The organism is Variovorax sp. V93 (genome assembly GCF_041154485.1).
Taxonomy (GTDB): domain Bacteria; phylum Pseudomonadota; class Gammaproteobacteria; order Burkholderiales; family Burkholderiaceae_C; genus Variovorax; species Variovorax beijingensis_A.
On sequence record NZ_AP028669.1, the window covers coordinates 5,281,635 to 5,298,153 of the forward strand.

The following is a 16,519-nucleotide window of genomic DNA, read 5'->3' on the forward strand; positions in this document are numbered from 1 at the left end:
TTAGGCCGCTAAGCGGCAAATTAGCTACCGGCGCACGCAATCCCATGCGGGCTTCGCAGCATAAAATTCCGGCGATTCTTTATTTGTCGGCATTTCATGCAACTCGATGCCATCGACCTGCGCATTCTCGACGAGCTGCAGCGCGACGGCGCGCTCTCGAACGTGGAGCTGGCGCGCCGCGTGCACCTCTCGCCCTCGCCCTGCCTCGCGCGCGTGAAGATGCTCGAGGCGAACGGCGTGATCGACCGTTACGTGGCGCTCGCAAGCGCCAAGGCGCTGGGCCTGGGGCTCAATGTGTTCATCTCGATCAGCCTCACGACGCAAAGCAAGCAGTCGCTCGCCGACTTCGAGCAGCGCATTGCCGAGCATGACGAGGTGATGGAGTGCTACCTGATGACGGGCGACAGCGACTACCTGATCCGCATCGCCGTGGCCGACATGGCGGCGCTGGAGAAATTCATCCTGGAACAGCTCACGCCGATTCCGGGCATCGAGAAGATCCGCTCGAGCTTTGCGCTCAAGCAGGTGCGCTACAAGACGGCGCTGCCGCTGCCCCGGTAGGAGGCAGCGGCAGCGCAACCGGTCAGAGGCCGATCAGGCCGCCGTCATCCCTGGTGATGACCACCGTGGCCGAGCGCGGGCGGCTCTTGGCGCCATCCGGCCAGTGGCTGATGTAGCCATCAGGATTGGCGATGTCCTTCGAACCCTCGCCCGGGTGCTGGATGTTCACGAACAGCGCACGGCCGTCGCCGGATTCGGCAATGCCGGTGATCTCGCAGTCCTTCGGGCCGACCAGGAAGCGGCGCAGGCCGTCGGTGCCGGGCGCCTTGCCCACGAAGGTGTCCTGGGTGCGCGTGGTGGCGCCATCGATGTTGGTGATGGTCCTGGCGCCGCCGTCGCCGACCTTGCCCGGCAGCGCGGCCAGCAGCATGCAGTTGGTGACGTCGGTGTAGGCGCCGTCGTCGGTCTCCAGCCAGAGCAGGCCGGCGGTGGCGTGGCTGAACCACATGCCGTCGGGGCTGGAGAAGTCGTTGTCGGCGCTCAGCTGCGACAGGTTGACGTCGGCCGAGGCGGTGGAGCGCGCGCCGAACAGGTACACGTCCCACTTGAAGCTCAGCGAGGCCGGGTCGGCGTTGTCGTCGGCGAAGCGCACGACGTGGCCGTTCGGATTGCCCTTCTGGTCCGAGCCAGTGGTCGTCTTGTCGTTGTAGAAGCGCGGGTTGGCGCCGTCGGTGGCGGTGATGGGGCGCGAGGCGGCGTTGGTGTTGGTGAGGGTGACGTACACCTCGCCGGTCTTCGGATTGACGGCCGTCCACTCCGGGCGGTCCATCTTGGTGGCGCCGGCGGCGTCGGCCGCGAGGCGCGCGTTGACCACCACGTCGGCCGCATCGGCAAAGGCATAGGCCGGATTGCTCGCGGTGATGCCGTTGACGCCGAGCTTCAGTTCGAGCCACGCGCCGGTGCCGTCGGCGTTGAACTTGGCCACGTAGAGGCGGCCGTCGTCCATGTACTTGTCGCCGGCCGCGGTGCCGCCGCCCACGTCGGCCGCATCCCAGTTCTTCGCCGAGACGAACTTGTAGATGTACTCGTTGCGCGAGTCGTCGCCCATGTACCAGACCAGCGGCTTGCCGACCACGACCGGGCCGAGGCAGGCGCCTTCATGGCCGAAACGGCCGAGCGCGGTGCGCTTCTTGGGGGTGCTGGAGGGGTTGAAGGGATCGATCTCGACCACCCAGCCGTAGGTGTTGGCGCCATTGCGGAAGTCGTCGGTGGCGGTGGCGCCGACCACCTGGGCATTCCAGCGGCCGTAGAGGTTGTCGGCCGTGTCGGGCGTGACGGTGGCCCAGAGTTCGCGGCCGGTGCTGGCCACGCCATAGCGGGTGAACGAGGCGATCTCCTTGGCGCTGCGGCTGGGGTCGTCGGTGGCCTTGATGCGGCGGAAGTAGCCGGCCCAGTTTTCTTCGCAGGTCAGGTAGGTGCCCCAGGGCGTGGTGCCGTTGGCGCAGTTGTTGAGTGTGCCGCGGGTCTTGCTGCCGTCGGTCGAATACTTGGTCTTCAGGTAGTCGGTCTTGGCGGCCGGGCCCGAGAACGCCATTTCGGTGAGCGTGTGGACGCGGCGGTTGAAGCTCGAGTCCTGCTTGTAGCTCCAGGCGTTGCCGCTCTTGTTGATCTCGATCACGCTCACGCCGTGCAGGTAGAACTCGCGCAGCACTTCGTCGGCGGAGGTGCGCACCGCGGCGTTGCCGGTGCCGCTGATGGTCTGGCCGGCGGGATGCAGGAACAGCGGGGTGATGGCTTCGTGGTTCATCACGAGCAGGCCGCGCGCGGCGCTGGCTGCGTCCCACTTGTTCGACGCGTTCATGCCGAAGAAGGTCATGCCGTCGTGGTGGTCGCCGGCGCGCCGGTCGTAGGTGGCCGGATCGTCGGTGCCGTCGTTCTTGTAGGCGGCCACGCCTGCGGCGATCGGGTCGCCCAGGCGATAGAGCACGCTGGCGGTGTAGCCGGCGGGCACGGTGACCACGTCGGCAAGGCTCTTGGCCACGGCATTGAAGCCGAGCTTGGCCGGTGCGGGAGCCGGCGCGGGGGCTGGCGCCGGGGCCGGCGCAGGAGCGGGGGCCGGTGCAGGCGGAATGATCGGGAAAGCCACGCCGCCATTGCCGCCGCCACCGCAGGCCTGCAGCAGCGCGGTGCTGGCCGTGCCGACGCCCAGGCCGAACAGATGGCGGCGGCTCAGGCGCGAGGCGATCAGGTCGGTGAAGGACGGATTCGGGCTGGGGTTGGTGCCGATGTCGTCAAGATCGATGCCGTTGGCGTCGGTACGGTTGTTTGCGGTCATGCGCAATCGCTTTCGTGGGTTGAAAAGGAATCCAACCCGCGAAGTTAGGCAATTCGCATGACATCCGCGTGAAACGCTCAGCTTGCGGTCAGGCGCATCTGCTCGGCGTTCAGGGCGCCGGCATTTGCCTGGGCCACAGCGCCCACAGGCGCAGCGGCTGGTTCATGCTGGCGGCCAGGCGCCCGGCATCGGCGCCGGTGCCGGCAAAGTAGTCGGCGCGCACGGCGCCCAGGATGGCGCTGCCGGTGTCCTGCGCGACCACCAGTTTCTGCAGCTGCGCCGCCGGCCCGCTCGATGCGAGCCAGACCGGCGTGCCGTACGGGATGCTGTCGCGGTCGACCGCAATGGAGCGCCCGGCCGTCAGCGGCACGCCCTGCGCGCCGCGCGGGCCGAAGGCCGCATCGAGCTCGCTCATGGTTTCCTCGCGGAAGAACACGTAGCGCGGATTGCTCCACAGCAGCTGCGTCACGCGCTGCGGGTTCTGCGCGGCCCATGCCTTGGTGTCCTCGGGCCATTTGCCGACCTTGGTCACGCCCTGGCCGATCAGCCATTGCTGCACGCTCTTGTACGGCTGCTCGTTGGTGGCCGAGAACGCCACGCGCACGGTGCGCTGGATGCCGTTGGCCTCGGTGATGCGAAGGCGCCCCGAGCCCTGGATGTGGAGCATCAGCGCGTCGATGGGGTCGGCCATCCAGGCGATCTCGCGGCCGCGCAGCGCGGCCTGGGCTTCGGGCAGGGTTTCGATTTCCTGGCGGGTGTACCAGGGCCGGCGCGGCACCAGCCCGTCGGGCGCCTGGTAGATCGGAATGTTGAAGGTGGCGGTGGGCACGCGCGAGGCCTCGTACACCGGCTCGTAGTAGCTCGTGAGCTTGCCTTCGCTCGAGCCCGCGAGAGATTCGACGCGGTAGGGCTGCAGCCTGTCGGTCATCCACTGGCGCTGTTCCTCGGGCGTGGCGATGGCCAGCTGGCGCACCTCGCGGCACAGTGGCGCAAAGGCGGCGTTGGGCCGTGCGCAATTGGCCAGGAGCGCGATCCAGGCTTCGTGCAGCGGGTCGTCGCCGAAACCCGGCAGCTCCGACCAGCCGACCGGCACCCACCGGCTCTTGGGATGCGCGAGCGAACCGGTCAGCGGTCCGAGGTCGCGCGGCGGCGTGGCGGCCGGCCGGGCCGGGGTGTCGGGCGCGCGCGGGGCGATCGAGCAGCCGGCCAGCGTTGCTACGATCGCGAGCCCAACCAGCCACTGGAGTCCATTTCTCATGGGTTTGATTTTGCTTGAAGCCCTCGGGGCCGGGCTCGTGTTCATATTGATCGTCTGGTGGACCATGTTTTCCGGTCGAAAAAAGGGCGAACTGCATGACGACGGCGAGGCCGCCGATGGCAACGGCGCCGGCGAGAAAAAGAATCCGCCGCCCGAAGCGTGAATTACTTGCGTAGCCGAGAGTCGCAGCGGAATGTCGGAGAACAGGCTATCAGCTATTACTTTAGTAGCAATCATCGCAGCATTCACGGGGCTTTGCAGAAAGTTTTCTTCTTTCCTGCAAGTTGGGAAGGCCGTACCATTGCAGGTTCGCCGAGGCTAAGCTGTGGCCCGCCTGATTCAACCTTGAAAGGGATTGCCATGAAAAAGTTTGTACTCGCCACCACCGCTGCCGCCCTCGTCCTGTCCGGCTGTGCCGGCGGCATGACCGATACCCAGCGCAACACCGGCATCGGCGCCGGCATCGGCGCGCTGGGCGGTGCGGCCATCGGTTCCGCCACCGGCGGCAACCGCGGCGCCATCGGCACCGGTGCCGTGGTCGGCGCCGCGGCCGGCGCGCTCGGCGGCTACCTGTGGTCGCAGCGCATGGAAAACCAGAAGCGCCAGATGGAAGCCGCCACCCAGGGCACCGGCGTGGCCGTGACGCAAACCCCGAACAACGAGCTCAAGCTCCAGATCCCGAGCGACGTCTCCTTCGACGTGGGCCGCTCCAACATCAAGCCCAACTTCGCACCGGTGCTCGACCAGTTCGCGAGCGGCCTGCGCAACAACCCGAACGCCGAGGTGCGCATCATCGGCCACACCGACAACACCGGCTCGGACGCCATCAACAATCCGCTGTCGGTCGACCGCGCCGCCAGCACGCGCGACTACCTGGTGGCGCGCGGCGTGAGCGCCGCGGCCTTCCGCATCGAAGGACGCGGTTCGCACGAGCCGATCGCCAACAACAACAGCGATGCCGGCCGGGCGCAGAACCGCCGCGTCGAGATCTACGTGGGCGAGCGCGCGCCGCGGGGCTGACCGGATCGGCTGATATAAAAACAAAGCCGGCCGTGCGGGAGCGGCCGGCGCCCATCGCCATCGTTTCATGTTCACAAAGAGGGAAAAACTCATGAGGAAGCTTGTTGTTTCGGGTGCGGCTGCGGCCGCATTGTTCGTTGCGGGGTGCGCCTCGCAGTCGCCCGCGCCGGGATCGGCCGCCGCACCAGCCGCCCAGGCGGCTGCGCCGGCCAACAGCTGGACTGCGCGCCTGGCGGCGCTCAAGACCGAGCTGGAGAATTCCACCAAGGGCACGGGCGTGGTGATCGAGCAGACCGCGGACAACCAGCTGCATCTCGTGGTTCCCAACGAACTGTCGTTCGACGTGGGCCGCGCCAACGTCAAGCGCAACCTGGCGCAGGTGCTCGACAAGGTGGCCGAAGGCCTGCGCAGCGCCGCCGCAGCCAGCGTGCGCGTGGTGGGCCACACCGACAACACCGGCAGCGAGGAAGGCAACGAGCGCCTCTCGGTGAGCCGCGCCGACAGCGTGCGCAACCACCTGGTCAGCCGCGGCGTCTCGACCACGGCCATCACCACCGACGGCCGCGGCTCGCGCGAACCGATCGCCGACAACGGCACGCCGGCCGGCCGGGCCCAGAACCGCCGCGTCGAGATCTTCGTCGCGGAAAAAAGCTGACCCCCAGTCTTCGCGCACTTCGTGTCGCTTCGCCAACCCCCTTCCAGGGGGCAACACCAGCGGCCCGGCAAAGCCGGTTCCGCGGTGTTCACACGAAAAACCGAAGCTCGTGACAGCTAGAGATCTCTGAGGCGGTTGGCCAGTTCGACCGCCGATTTCACTTCCATCTTGTCGAACACGCGTGCGCGGTGGACCTCCACCGTGCGCACGCTGATCGCCAGCTGATCGGCGATCAGCTTGTTCGGCAGGCCCTCGACCACGAGCCGCATCACGTCGCGCTCGCGGTCGGTCAGTTCGGCGACGCGGCCAGCCAGGCTGCGCCGCACGCGCCGCACCTCCAGCGCCCGCAGCGAAGCGCCCAGCGCCTGCTCGATGCGGTCGACCAGGGCGTTGTCGGAGAACGGCTTCTCGCAGAAGTCGAAGGCGCCCCGCTTCACCGCGTCCACGGCCGTGGGCACGTCGGCGTGGCCGGTCAGGAAGATCACCGGCATGGCGTCCAGCAGGCCGCGCTCGGCGAGCCGGTCGAACAGCACCAGCCCGCTGGTGCCGGGCATGCGCACGTCCAGCAGCAGGCACAGCGGCTGATCGGGCAGCGGGCCTTCGGCCAGGCGCAGCTCGAAGGCCTCGGCGCTCGCGAAGTGTTCGCTCTCGAGGCGGCGCGAGCGCAGCAGCCAGGCCAGTGCCTCGCGCACACTGGCGTCGTCGTCCACGATGAAGATCAGGCCGTCGATCAGCGGTTGCATGTCATGTCGATTCCAGAAACGGGCGCAAAAGCCTGGGAGTAAATCATGTACTCGGCAGGGTAAACCGGAACACGGTGCCCCGGGGGCGGTTGGGCTCGAACACGAGCACCCCGCCATGCTGCTCCACCACGGTGCGGCACAGGCTGAGGCCCAGCCCCATGCCGTCGGCACGCGTGGTGAAGAAAGGCGTGAAGAGGCGGCCGGCCACCTCTTCGCTGATGCCGCAGCCGAGATCGGCGACCGAGAACTCCAGCCAGCGCCGGGCGTCCTCCGCGCCCGGGCCGCCGACCGCGACAACGCGCGACACGCGCAGCCGCAGCACGCGCTCGCCCACGTGCTCCGCCGTATCCATGGCCTGCATCGCATTGCGCGCCAGGTTCAGCAGCACCTGCTCGACCAGCGTGCGGTCGCACACGGCCGGAGGCAGGCGGTCTTCGAGCGCCACCTCGATGCTCACGCCGAGCTTGCGCGCCTGCAACCGCACCAGCGGCAGCACCGCATCGATCAGCGCCTGCGGCGCCACCGCCTCGCGCGTGCGGTCGCGGCGGCGCACGAAGTCGTGCACGCTGCGGATCACCTGGCCGGCGCGGTCGGCCTGCTCGGCAATGCGCCGCACCGCCATGGCCACCTCGGCCTGCTCGCCCTTGGCGTGCGGCCCGAGCATGTTGAGCGACCCCGTCGCATAGCTGGCGATGGCGGCCAGCGGCTGCGTGAGCTCGTGGCTCAGCAGCGAGGCCATCTCGCCCACCGTGGCAAGCCGCGCGCTGGCCTGCAGCCGTTCCTGGCTGGCGCGCGAGAGCTCCTCGATGCGGCGCTGCTCGCTGATGTCGATGAAGGCGCTCATCCAGCCGGTCTGCACGCGATGCGCGTTGATCAGCGGGGCCTCGAAGATGAGCACCGGAAAGCGCGTACCGTCCTTGCGCATGAAGACCGATTCGAAGCCCTCGCGCGGCGGCATGCCGCCGGCCAGCCGCCGGGCCTGCCGCTGCTGGTATTCGTGCGCCAGCTCGGTCGGCCAATAGGGGGCCTCGATGTCTTCGCCGCTGCCGGCCATCAGCTCTTCGGGGCTGAAGCCGACCATTTCGCAGAACGCGGGGTTCACGTAGGTGATGCGCCCCTGCAGGTCGCGCGCGCGCAGGCCGGTGATGACCGAGTCTTCCATCGCCTTGCGGAAGGCCAGCGCATCGGCCAGGTCGCGTTCGGCGCGCAGCCGGCGGCGCGTGTCGCGCGCAAGCAGCACCAGCACCGACACCAGCGCGATCGAAATGGCCGTGACCAGCGCCGTCAGCACGTTCGGAAAGAGATCGGGCGCGGCGCGCCAGCCGTCCACGCGCAGCATCAGCGCGGCACCGGGCAGGTCGATCAGCTGCTGCGAGGTGAAGACGCGCGTTCCGGTGCGGCGCGAGGTGCCGAGCGCCACCAGGCGCGTGCCGTCGGCCTCGGTAAAGGCCACTTCCTGGCCGCGCGTGAGCGTGGGGCCGACCAGCTCGATGAGCGTGTCGCGCAGCGAGTAGCTCGCCACCAGGAAGCCGCCCGCATCGATCGGCACGCACAGTTCCATCACCTCGACGCCGCCTCCGCCGAGGATCGGCACGTAGTGGCTCGGCGAATAGGCCGGCGCGCCGAGCTTGCGCGCGGCCGCGCAGGCGAGGCCCACGTCGGACTGGTCGGCGCCGCGGCTCTCGTCGGCGATCAGCCGCATGCGGTAGGGCGTGTTCACCGCTTCGAGCGGACGCAGCGCGGCGTCGCGCCATTCGAGCCGCAGCCACTCGCGGTGCTCGCGCAGCAGGGAGGCCGCGGCGTCGGGCCAATGCGTGCGGTCCAGGCCCGAGGCCTGGGTGGCGCGCAGGCTCTGGGCGTTGCGCTGCAGGCCGATGCGAAGGTCCGAAACCGCGTCGGCGGTGTCGCGGTCGAGGTTCGCCTGGACCTGCTCGACCTCGTGCCGGCCCGCGAGCCACACCACGGTGACCAGCAGCGCCGACACCAGCACGGCCAGGATCAGCCAGAGAAACCAGCGCTGCCAGAGCGAGCGCAGGCGCGCGAACGCCGACAGCGCCCACCGGGGCGGTGCGACAGCCAAAGCCTCCTCCATCTAGGGCCTGTTCACAACACTAGAGCACGCAGTGCGAAAGAACGGGCAGCTGCGCACGCACCCGCTCGATCTGCCCGGCATCGATGTCGAACAGCACCACGCCCTCTTCGCTCGCCTGCTGCGCCACCACCGTGCCCCAGGGGTCGACCACCATCGACTGGCCCCAGGTATGGCGGCCGTTCTCGTGCGTGCCGCCCTGCGCGGGCGCCACCACCCAGGCCAGGTTCTCGATGGCCCGCGCGCGCAGCAGCACTTCCCAGTGCGCGGCGCCCGTGGTGCGGGTGAAGGCACTGGGCACCAGCAGCAGCTCGGCGCCGCGTTTGGCGAGCGCGCGGTAGAGCTCGGGAAAGCGCAGGTCGTAGCAGACGCTCATGCCCACGCGCCAGCGATGGCCGTCGCGCGAGGGCAGCTCGAACAGCACGGGCTCGGCGCCCGGCGCGATGACGCGGCGCTCGTCGTAGCGCTCGCTGCCGTTGTCGAAGAAGAAGAGATGGATCTTGTCGTAGCGCGCCACGCACCGGCCATCGGGCGAATAGCACAGCGAGCTGTTGAACACGTGCTCGGCGTCGCCGCTTTCGATGGGCAGCGTGCCGCCCACGATCCAGAGCCCGAACTCGCGCGCCGCGTCGGCCAGAAAGCCCTGCACGGTGCCCGCGCCCGCGGTCTCGCGCAGGCCCAGCTTGTCGGTGTCGCGCGCGCCCATCATGCAGAAATACTCGGGCAGCACCGCCAGTTCGGCACCGGCCGCGGCGGCTTGCGCTAGCAGGCCGTGCGCGCGTGCGAGGTTGGCTTCGCGGGCGATGGCCGACACCATCTGGATGGCTGCGACTTTCATTGCGTGGTCTCCGTTTTCTTGCCCTGCCCGCCGGCCGGCGCCGCGGGAAGGCCAGGTGCGTTCGGCAGGATGGATCGTGGCACCTTGGCTATTTTGGGGTCGGCCCAGGTGCCTTCGATATGGAACTCCTGCGTGGCGGCGGCCGCAAGCGGCTTGCTCAGCACCCACTGCGCGAGGAAGGTGCCCAGGCCGATCGCGGGGTTGATCGCGGTGGCCACCAGCGCGGCCGTACCGGCATTGATCTCGGGCACCACCACCACGCGCAGGTCCTGCGTTTCGCGCACGATGTCGGCCGAGCCGTCCATCAGCGCGCCCGCGTTGACGCCCTTCATCTGCAGGTTGTTGGTGCTCGCGATGCCGTTGTGTATTTTTGCGTCGCCGCGGATGAAGTCGAAGGCGAAGCCCTGGCTGAAGACATCGCGGAAATCCAGCGTGAGCCGGCGCGGCAGCGCCTGCAGGCTCAGCACGCCGAGCAGCTTGGCCAGGCCGGGGTCGGCCTTGAGGAACTGGCCCGATTCGACGTTGACCTGGAGCTGCCCGCCCAGGCTCGGATAGTCGAGCGAGAACGGCGAGCCGCGCCAGTTGACCTCGCCTTCGAGCCGCCCGCTGCCGCGCCGCAGCACGCCGGGCATGCCGAAGCGCGCGAGCAGATCGCCCGCGTCCGCGATCTCCAGCCTGAAGGTCATGGCCGTGCGGCGCTGCTCTGCACGCCCGGGGGTGCCGCCCGGCGCGGCGGCCCAGGTGCCCTTGGCCGAGAAACTGGCCTCGGGCATGGTGAAGCTCAACTTGTTGAGCATCCATTCGCGGCCCGCGCCGCCGCGGTTGACGGCATCGATCTCGGCACGGCCCAGGCGCTTGCCCAGCAGTTCGAAGTCGTCGATGACGATGTCGAGCGCGGGCAGCGTGCCCGGCTGCTCGTCGAGCAGGGTTTCGACCTGCCTGGCTTCGGTGGGCGCAATCTTGAGCCGCGCCAGCCGCGCATAGAGCCGCCCGGCCTGGGTGTGGCGGTACTCGGCATAGCCGCTGAGTTCGGTGGCGTCGATGTTGGCGCGCCAGAGCGCACCGTCGCGCGTGCCGCCGAGCACCACGTTGTGCAGCGTGCGCCCCGCGATGCCGAGTTCCTGCGCACGCACCGCGATGCGCGTGGGCAGGTAGCCCGTGGCCGCGTCTTCGGGCCGCTCGGCATTGCCCGCCGCTTCGGCCGCGCTGCTTCCGGTGTCGCCGACCAGCGCCTGCCACGCAGGCATGTCGAGCTTCGCGACGTTGACGTTGGCCAGCACGCCCTTGTCGGGCAAGGGGGCGGTATCGCCCGCGGCAAGGCCGATGCCGATGCTGCCGCGCAGCACGCGCGCTTCGGCGCCGGAGATGTCGCGCACATACTGGGCGGCGCCGATGCGGCCGAGCTCCATCGAGAGCTGGTCCTGCACGGCAACGGCGGCACCCGCCCGGGTCTCGCGCTGCAGCACCTTTTTCTCGATGCGCAGCGGCATCTGTTCGTCCGCCGTCTTCACGAGCGGGGCGGGCAGCTGCAGCGCCAGGCCCTGCAGCGTGCTGGTGAGCGAGAACTCCGGCGCGCCGTCGCGCATCGAGAAGGTGGCCGCATAGGGCGTGCCGCCGCTCGCCTTGGCCGCGATGCGCGTGAGCCACTCGGCCTCGCGCGCCGCGCGCAGGCCCTCGGCCGTTGCGGTGCCCTGCGCCTTCAATGCCAGCTCGCGGTTGGGCCCGGCAAAGCGGCCGCGGCCTTCGACGCGAACGTCGCCGCCGAGCAGCCTGGCGTTGACGCCGGCCAGCGAAAAGCCCGTTTCGGTAAAGCCGACGACGCCCTTCGCATGGGTGAAGGACGGTGCCTCGGGCACCAGCTGCAGCTCGTTGTCGGCGAGCGCGATGCTGGCCTGGACCTTGGCCGCCTCCAGCGCGGCCAGCGGCAGTTCGAGGTGCAGCCGGTAGTCGGCCGTGCCGGTGGCGCGCGCGCGGGACAGCACCTCGCCGGTTTCCCCGGCCAGCGGCGCGCCCACGCGCAGCAGTTCGGCGAGCGGGCCCTTGGCCTGGGCATCGACGCGCAGCAGCGAGGCATGGTGCGACATGTCGGCAATCTGCGCCTCGGCCTTGGTCACCTCGATGCCGGTGGCACCCGCCAGCCGGCCGCGCGCGTTGCGCACCAGCATGCCCGCGCGCTCGAACACCAGTTCGCCCGAAAGCCCCGTGAGCGCGGGCCAGGCCGGCGCCGGCGCACCGCTGCGGGCCGCGGAGGCCGGCGCCTTGGATGCCGTGGACGCGGCAATGGCCGAGGCCGGCGGCACATAGGCGTAGTTGACGTCGGCCACCTTGGCCACGATGCGGAACTCGCCCTGCTTCGGGTCCATGAACGGCATGTCGTGCAGGTCGCCGCGCACGCGGAAGTCGACGCTGCTGGCCGTGCCCTTGGTGACCGCGTCGCGCACGTAGTCGCGCGTGTGCTGGGGGATCTCGAGCGGCAGGTAGCGGAACACGCGCGTGCCGTCGGCGCGGGTCAGCTTGCCCTGCAGGTCGAGCACGCCGGGGTAGAGCGACTGCCCGCGGGACACGGCGGGATCGCTGGTGCGCCAGCTGGCTTCGGCTTCGCCGTCGGCATCGGCATTGGCGAAGCGCAGCTTGGAAACCTGCAATTGCGCGTGGCCCTTGTCGAGCTTCCACTGCAATTGGGCCGCGAGACGGTCGATGGGAATGACCGGTTCCTCGAATACCCCCGGAAATTCGAGCGTGCCCTGCGCCATCGACAGTGCGGCGCTGCCGCCGGCCTGGGTGGCGTCGAACTCGACGGTGGCCCCGCTCAGGCCCGGCGAGCCGGCATGCGGCCGCTGGGCGGCGGGCGCGGCGCCGGCGGGCCTGGCCGCGGTGGCCGGTGGGGCGGGGGCGGCTTCAGGCGTGGCCGCCGCCTGCGAGGCGACGCGCAGGCCGCTGACCCGCCCCTTGGCCTGGTAGCGTTCAGGGGCGCCCAGCGAGCCTTGCCAGTTCAGGTCGATGCGCTCGACCAGCCCGCGCGGCGCATAGGCGTCGAGCACGCGGTGCGTGGCATCGCCCAGCGGCAGCCGGTCGGCAATGAGGGCCAGCGCGGCCAGGTCGAGCCGGTCGGCGCGCAAGGCGCCCTGCTCCGGCGTGCGGCCCCGCGCGGGGGAGTGCTGCAGCCACAGGTTGCCGCCGGGCCAGCGCATGCCGTCCGCGGTGTCGAACTGCAGGGCGGCGGTCGAGAACTCGAGCTTTTCCTCGTCCAGTTGGCCGGCCAGCCGTCCGGTCACCGCGCGCAACACCAGCGGCTGCAGGCCCCGGCCCAGCGAGGCGTCGATGCGGTCGAGCCCGAGGTCCGCCGCGCCGCCCACGATCTGCCCCCTTTTCACGTCGGCCCAGAGGCGCAGCGCGCCGCTGCCTTCGCGGATGCGGGCATCGAGGGAGACATAGCGGCCCAGGCGGGTGACGTCCATGTAGGGCAGGTCGGCATAGACCTGGCCGTCCCAGGTCTGCCAGCGGCCCGAGCGCACCGACAGCAGCGGCTGGCGGAACTGCCCGCGCAGCGTGAAGCGCTCGCCCCAGCCGACCGGCGGCGTGGCGTCGAGCCTGAGGCCGTGGCGCCGGGCCGTGTTGCGCGCCACGAAGCGCACGTCGGTCAGGAGCAGGGGCTCGGCCTGGCGCTGCTCGTCGGTCCAGCGCACGGTGCCGCCTTCGACCACCAGCTCGCGCTGGGCGAAAAACCAGTCGGCGGCGCGGGTCTCTCCGGTGGTGTCGGTGTCCATGTGGAGGCCCGCCACGTGCAGCTTGCCGAGCACGTCGCGCCGCACGTCGACCTGCGGCCCCTCGATGTAGAGCTGCTCGAAATTGAGGCGCCACAGCGAGCGCGGCGACACGCTCGCCACCACCCGCACGAGACGCAGGGCTTCCCGCTTCTGGGCGTCGTGCAGCACCACGTCGCGCAACTCGAAAGCGGGAAAGAGACTATCGGAACGGGCCGTGATCGACCCGATGCGCACGGGTACCCCGATGGCCTTGCTGGCTTGTGCCTCGAGCGCGCCACGGTAATCGCCGATTCGCGGCACAATCCACGCGTGTAGGACAACCACTGACAGTGCCAGCAGAAGCCATGCAGCGATCAGTAAACCCAGCAGCCAGCGCGCCGTCGCAGCGGTGATCTTGAGCAGACGTGAAGGGGAAGACGCCGTGTCGTTCATTGAGGATCGCGCTGTGTCCGGAATTATGACCGCCAGCATTCAGAGGGGTTCCGCGGAAGCCGACACCAGTGTGAACCAGTTGCCAGCCACGCCATCGACAGAAGCGACCGAGGTCGCGTTCTCTTCCTATTCGCGCTTCGTCCAGCGCCTGCGCCGCAGGTATGCGGCCGAGCTTGCATTGCTTTCCCCTGGCGCGCCACGGCGCGAGTCGATGTCGAAGGCCTACGAGGCACTGCGCGAACGCGGGGACGGCGTCGGCGATGCGCTGCGCATTGTGCGGCAGCTCGTGATGGAACGGCTTGTCACCCTCGATTGCGATGCGAAGGCGCCGCTGGCCGTGGTGACCACCGCCGTCACCGAGCTCGCTGAATTCGCGCTCGACGTCGCCTGCCGCGACGCCTGCCAGGAACTCGACGCGGTGCACGGCGCCCCGCTGGGCCCCGAAGGCCAGCGCGCGCAGCTCTGGGTGGTGGGCATGGGCAAGCTCGGCGCGCGCGAGCTCAACGTGTCGAGCGACATCGACCTGATCTACCTCTACGACCTGGACGGCGAAACCCGCGGCGATGCCGACGGCCGCAGCCGCCTCTCGAACCAGGAATATTTCTCGCGCGCCGTGAAGCGCATCTATGCGCTGGTGGGCGACATCACCGAGCACGGCTTCGTGTTCCGCGTCGACCTTGCGCTGCGGCCGAACGGCAATTCCGGGCCCAGCGTGGTGTCGCTCGATGCGCTCGAAGAATATTTCCAGGTGCAGGGCCGCGAGTGGGAGCGCTTTGCCTGGATGAAGAGCCGGGTCGTCGCGCCGCGCGACGTGGTCTCGGAAGGCCTTGCGCAGGGCCTGCGCGCCACCGTGCTGCCCTTCGTGTTCCGGCGCTACCTGGACTACAGCGTGTTCGATTCGCTGCGCACGCTGCACCGGCAGATCCGCGAGCAGTCGGCCCGCCGCAGCGCCGGGCGGCCCGAGCGCGCCAACGACGTCAAGCTCTCGCGCGGCGGCATCCGCGAGATCGAGTTCACCGTGCAGCTGCTGCAGGTGGTGCGCGGCGGCCAGTTTCCCGAACTGCGCACGCGCCCCACGCTCGACGCGCTGCAGCGGCTCGCGCGCGCCGGCCTGATGCCGCAGGAAACCGCCGACACCCTGGCCGCGGCCTACGAGTTCCTGCGCCGCGTGGAGCACCGCATCCAGTACCTGGACGACCAGCAGACCCACGTCCTGCCGGTGGCCGACGACGACCTGCGCTGGGTCGCGCAGACCATGGGCTACGCCAGCTGCTGCCCGTTCCTCGAGCAGCTCGACACGCACCGCGAGTTCGTGGCGCAGGAGTTCGACAAGCTGCTCGGCGGCGAGAAGCCCTGCAACGGCAAATGCAACGGCAAGAAGGCCGCCGCCCCCACCGACCTGGCCGACCTGCTCGACGACCTGCCGCCGGCCTTTGCCGACCGCATCCGCAACTGGTGCGAGCAGCCCCGCGTGCTGGCGCTGCGCGAGGAAACGCGCGCCCGGCTGCGCCAGCTGGTGCAGCGCACCGGGCAATGGCTGAAGGAGCCCGACGGCGACGGCCCCGGACAGACGCCGCGCCATGTGGACGCCGCCTTGCGCTGGGCCGACTGGATCGAGCCGCTGCTGCGGCGCGAGAGCTACCTGGCGCTGCTGGTCGAGCGGCCCGCGGTGCAGGAACGGCTGCTGCGGCTCTTGGGCGCCGCGAAGTGGCCCGCGCGCTACCTGATGCAGCACCCGGGCGTGATCGACGAGCTCGCGAGCGACGAAATGCTCTCGGGCCGCTTCATGGCGGCCGAGTTCGAGCGCGAACTCGAGGCGCGCCACGCCTCGCTCAGCCGCACCGGCGAGGCCGACGAGGAGCGCCTGCTGAACCTGCTGCGCCACGCCCACCATGCCGAGGTGTTCCGCACGCTGGCGCGCGACGTGGACGGCCGGCTCACGGTGGAGCAGGTGGCCGACGACCTGAGCGCGCTGGCCGACACCACCTTGCGCGTGACCGCCCATTGGTGCTGGCCGCATGTGCGCAACAGGCACCGCGAGCTGCCGCAGTTCGCGATCATCGGCTACGGCAAGCTCGGCGGAAAGGAACTGGGCTACGGCAGCGACCTCGACATCGTGTTCGTCTACGAAGACGACGACGAACGCGCGGGCGAAGTCTATGCGGCCTACGTGCGCAAGCTGATCAACTGGCTCACCGTGAAGACGCGCGAGGGCGACCTGTTCGAGATCGACACTGCCTTGAGGCCGAACGGCAATTCGGGCCTGCTGACCACCAGCTTCGAAGCCTACGAGCGCTACCAGCTGGGCCGCGGCAGCAACACCGCATGGACCTGGGAGCACCAGGCCATGACGCGTGCGCGCTTCGTGCTCGGCAGTACAGCGCTGGGCACGCGCTTCGACCAGGTGCGCGAAGCCGTGCTGGTGGCGCCGCGCGACCGCGAGGCACTGAAGGCCGAGATCATCGCAATGCGCAACAAGCTGCGCGGCGCGCGGCCGGTGAAGGCCGATCGCTTCGACGTCAAGCACAGCCCCGGCGGCATGGTGGATGCCGAGTTCGCGGTGCAGTTCCTGGTGCTGTCGGCCTCGGGCGAGCATCCGGAGCTGATTCCCAACGTCGGCAACATCGCGCTGCTGCTGCGCGCCGAAGAAGCCGGCCTGCTGCCCGAAGGCGTCGGCCGCAATGCCGCCGCCGCCTACCGCGAACTGCGCCGCGTGCAGCACCGTGCACGCCTCAACGAAGAACCGACCCAGGTCACCCCGCCCGCACTGGCCGCCGAGCGCGACGCCATGCTGGCCTTGTGGAAGGCGGTATTTGGCTGATTTGGCTCACCCCCAGGCTTCGCGCACTTCGTGTCGCTTCGCCACCCCCCTCACCGGGGG

Annotated in this window: 11 protein-coding genes; 5 read left to right on the plus strand and 6 right to left on the minus strand. The window is 69.7% G+C overall.

All coding sequences use genetic code 11. The features are described 5' to 3' along the window. Window positions 1–96: 96 nt before the first annotated feature. Window positions 97–561, plus strand: coding sequence for an Lrp/AsnC family transcriptional regulator (locus tag ACAM54_RS25135; RefSeq protein ID WP_047785924.1), 465 nt, complete (start codon window positions 97–99; stop codon window positions 559–561). 22 nt (window positions 562–583) lie between these two features. Here ACAM54_RS25135 and ACAM54_RS25140 read toward each other — a convergent pair whose 3' ends face one another. Further along, window positions 584–2,836, minus strand: coding sequence for a PhoX family phosphatase (locus ACAM54_RS25140; RefSeq protein WP_369649287.1), 2,253 nt, complete (start codon window positions 2,834–2,836; stop codon window positions 584–586). A 109-nt stretch (window positions 2,837–2,945) separates the two neighbouring features. Further along, the gene (locus tag ACAM54_RS25145; RefSeq protein WP_369649288.1) at window positions 2,946–4,094 is read right to left on the minus strand and encodes a murein transglycosylase A; all 1,149 of its coding nucleotides are present in this window, start codon (window positions 4,092–4,094) and stop codon (window positions 2,946–2,948) included. Between ACAM54_RS25145 and ACAM54_RS25150 the strand changes: the two genes are divergently transcribed. The 3 genes from ACAM54_RS25150 (at window position 4,093) to ACAM54_RS25160 (ending at window position 5,769) form a co-directional block, all read left to right on the plus strand. Next, the gene (locus ACAM54_RS25150) at window positions 4,093–4,257 is read left to right on the plus strand and encodes a hypothetical protein (RefSeq protein ID WP_186454098.1); all 165 of its coding nucleotides are present in this window, start codon (window positions 4,093–4,095) and stop codon (window positions 4,255–4,257) included. The genes ACAM54_RS25145 and ACAM54_RS25150 overlap by 2 nt on opposite strands. A 197-nt stretch (window positions 4,258–4,454) precedes the next feature. Further along, complete coding sequence (locus ACAM54_RS25155) at window positions 4,455–5,114, plus strand: OmpA family protein (RefSeq protein ID WP_145739163.1); 660 nt, start codon at window positions 4,455–4,457, stop codon at window positions 5,112–5,114. 91 nt (window positions 5,115–5,205) lie between these two features. Next, window positions 5,206–5,769: an OmpA family protein gene (locus ACAM54_RS25160; protein ID WP_369649289.1), complete on the plus strand. Its 564-nt coding sequence runs from the start codon at window positions 5,206–5,208 to the stop codon at window positions 5,767–5,769. 116 nt (window positions 5,770–5,885) lie between these two features. On the opposite strand, the gene ACAM54_RS25165 is transcribed toward ACAM54_RS25160, so the two are convergent. The 4 genes from ACAM54_RS25165 to ACAM54_RS25180 are packed head-to-tail and all read right to left on the minus strand — an operon-like array spanning window position 5,886 to window position 13,638. Beyond that, a complete protein-coding gene (locus ACAM54_RS25165; protein WP_145739159.1) occupies window positions 5,886–6,512 on the minus strand; it encodes a response regulator transcription factor in 627 nt (208 codons plus the stop codon). A gap of 43 nt (window positions 6,513–6,555) precedes the next feature. Then, entirely contained in the window at window positions 6,556–8,604 is a 2,049-nt protein-coding gene (locus tag ACAM54_RS25170) for a nitrogen regulation protein NR(II) (protein WP_369649290.1), read from the minus strand. Window positions 8,605–8,623: 19 nt separating this feature from the next. Continuing rightward, window positions 8,624–9,439 carry a carbon-nitrogen hydrolase family protein gene (locus ACAM54_RS25175; RefSeq protein ID WP_145739156.1) on the minus strand — a complete coding sequence of 272 codons (816 nt, stop codon included), beginning with the start codon at window positions 9,437–9,439 and terminating at the stop codon, window positions 8,624–8,626. Next, window positions 9,436–13,638, minus strand: a complete 4,203-nt coding sequence (locus ACAM54_RS25180; protein ID WP_369649291.1) for a YhdP family protein — start codon at window positions 13,636–13,638, stop codon at window positions 9,436–9,438. The genes ACAM54_RS25175 and ACAM54_RS25180 overlap by 4 nt, the downstream gene beginning before the upstream one ends. Window positions 13,639–13,663: 25 nt before the next feature. Here ACAM54_RS25180 and glnE point away from each other — a divergent pair, with 25 nt between their 5' ends. Continuing rightward, on the plus strand, window positions 13,664–16,459 hold the full coding sequence (glnE, locus tag ACAM54_RS25185) for a bifunctional [glutamate--ammonia ligase]-adenylyl-L-tyrosine phosphorylase/[glutamate--ammonia-ligase] adenylyltransferase (protein ID WP_369649292.1): 2,796 nt from the start codon (window positions 13,664–13,666) through the stop codon (window positions 16,457–16,459). Window positions 16,460–16,519: the final 60 nt, after the last annotated feature.

Excerpts from the sequence above, each read along its gene's own strand:
- ACAM54_RS25135 (WP_047785924.1), top strand. The coding sequence starts at position 97 with ATGCAACTCGATGCCATCGACCTGCGCATTCTCGACGAGCTGCAGCGC.
- ACAM54_RS25140 (WP_369649287.1), bottom strand. The coding sequence starts at position 2,836 with ATGACCGCAAACAACCGTACCGACGCCAACGGCATCGATCTTGACGAC.
- ACAM54_RS25150 (WP_186454098.1), top strand. The coding sequence starts at position 4,093 with ATGGGTTTGATTTTGCTTGAAGCCCTCGGGGCCGGGCTCGTGTTCATA.
- ACAM54_RS25145 (WP_369649288.1), bottom strand. The coding sequence starts at position 4,094 with ATGAGAAATGGACTCCAGTGGCTGGTTGGGCTCGCGATCGTAGCAACG.
- ACAM54_RS25155 (WP_145739163.1), top strand. The coding sequence starts at position 4,455 with ATGAAAAAGTTTGTACTCGCCACCACCGCTGCCGCCCTCGTCCTGTCC.
- ACAM54_RS25160 (WP_369649289.1), top strand. The coding sequence starts at position 5,206 with ATGAGGAAGCTTGTTGTTTCGGGTGCGGCTGCGGCCGCATTGTTCGTT.
- ACAM54_RS25165 (WP_145739159.1), bottom strand. The coding sequence starts at position 6,512 with ATGCAACCGCTGATCGACGGCCTGATCTTCATCGTGGACGACGACGCC.
- ACAM54_RS25170 (WP_369649290.1), bottom strand. The coding sequence starts at position 8,604 with ATGGAGGAGGCTTTGGCTGTCGCACCGCCCCGGTGGGCGCTGTCGGCG.
- ACAM54_RS25175 (WP_145739156.1), bottom strand. The coding sequence starts at position 9,439 with ATGAAAGTCGCAGCCATCCAGATGGTGTCGGCCATCGCCCGCGAAGCC.
- ACAM54_RS25180 (WP_369649291.1), bottom strand. The coding sequence starts at position 13,638 with ATGAACGACACGGCGTCTTCCCCTTCACGTCTGCTCAAGATCACCGCT.
- glnE (WP_369649292.1), top strand. The coding sequence starts at position 13,664 with ATGACCGCCAGCATTCAGAGGGGTTCCGCGGAAGCCGACACCAGTGTG.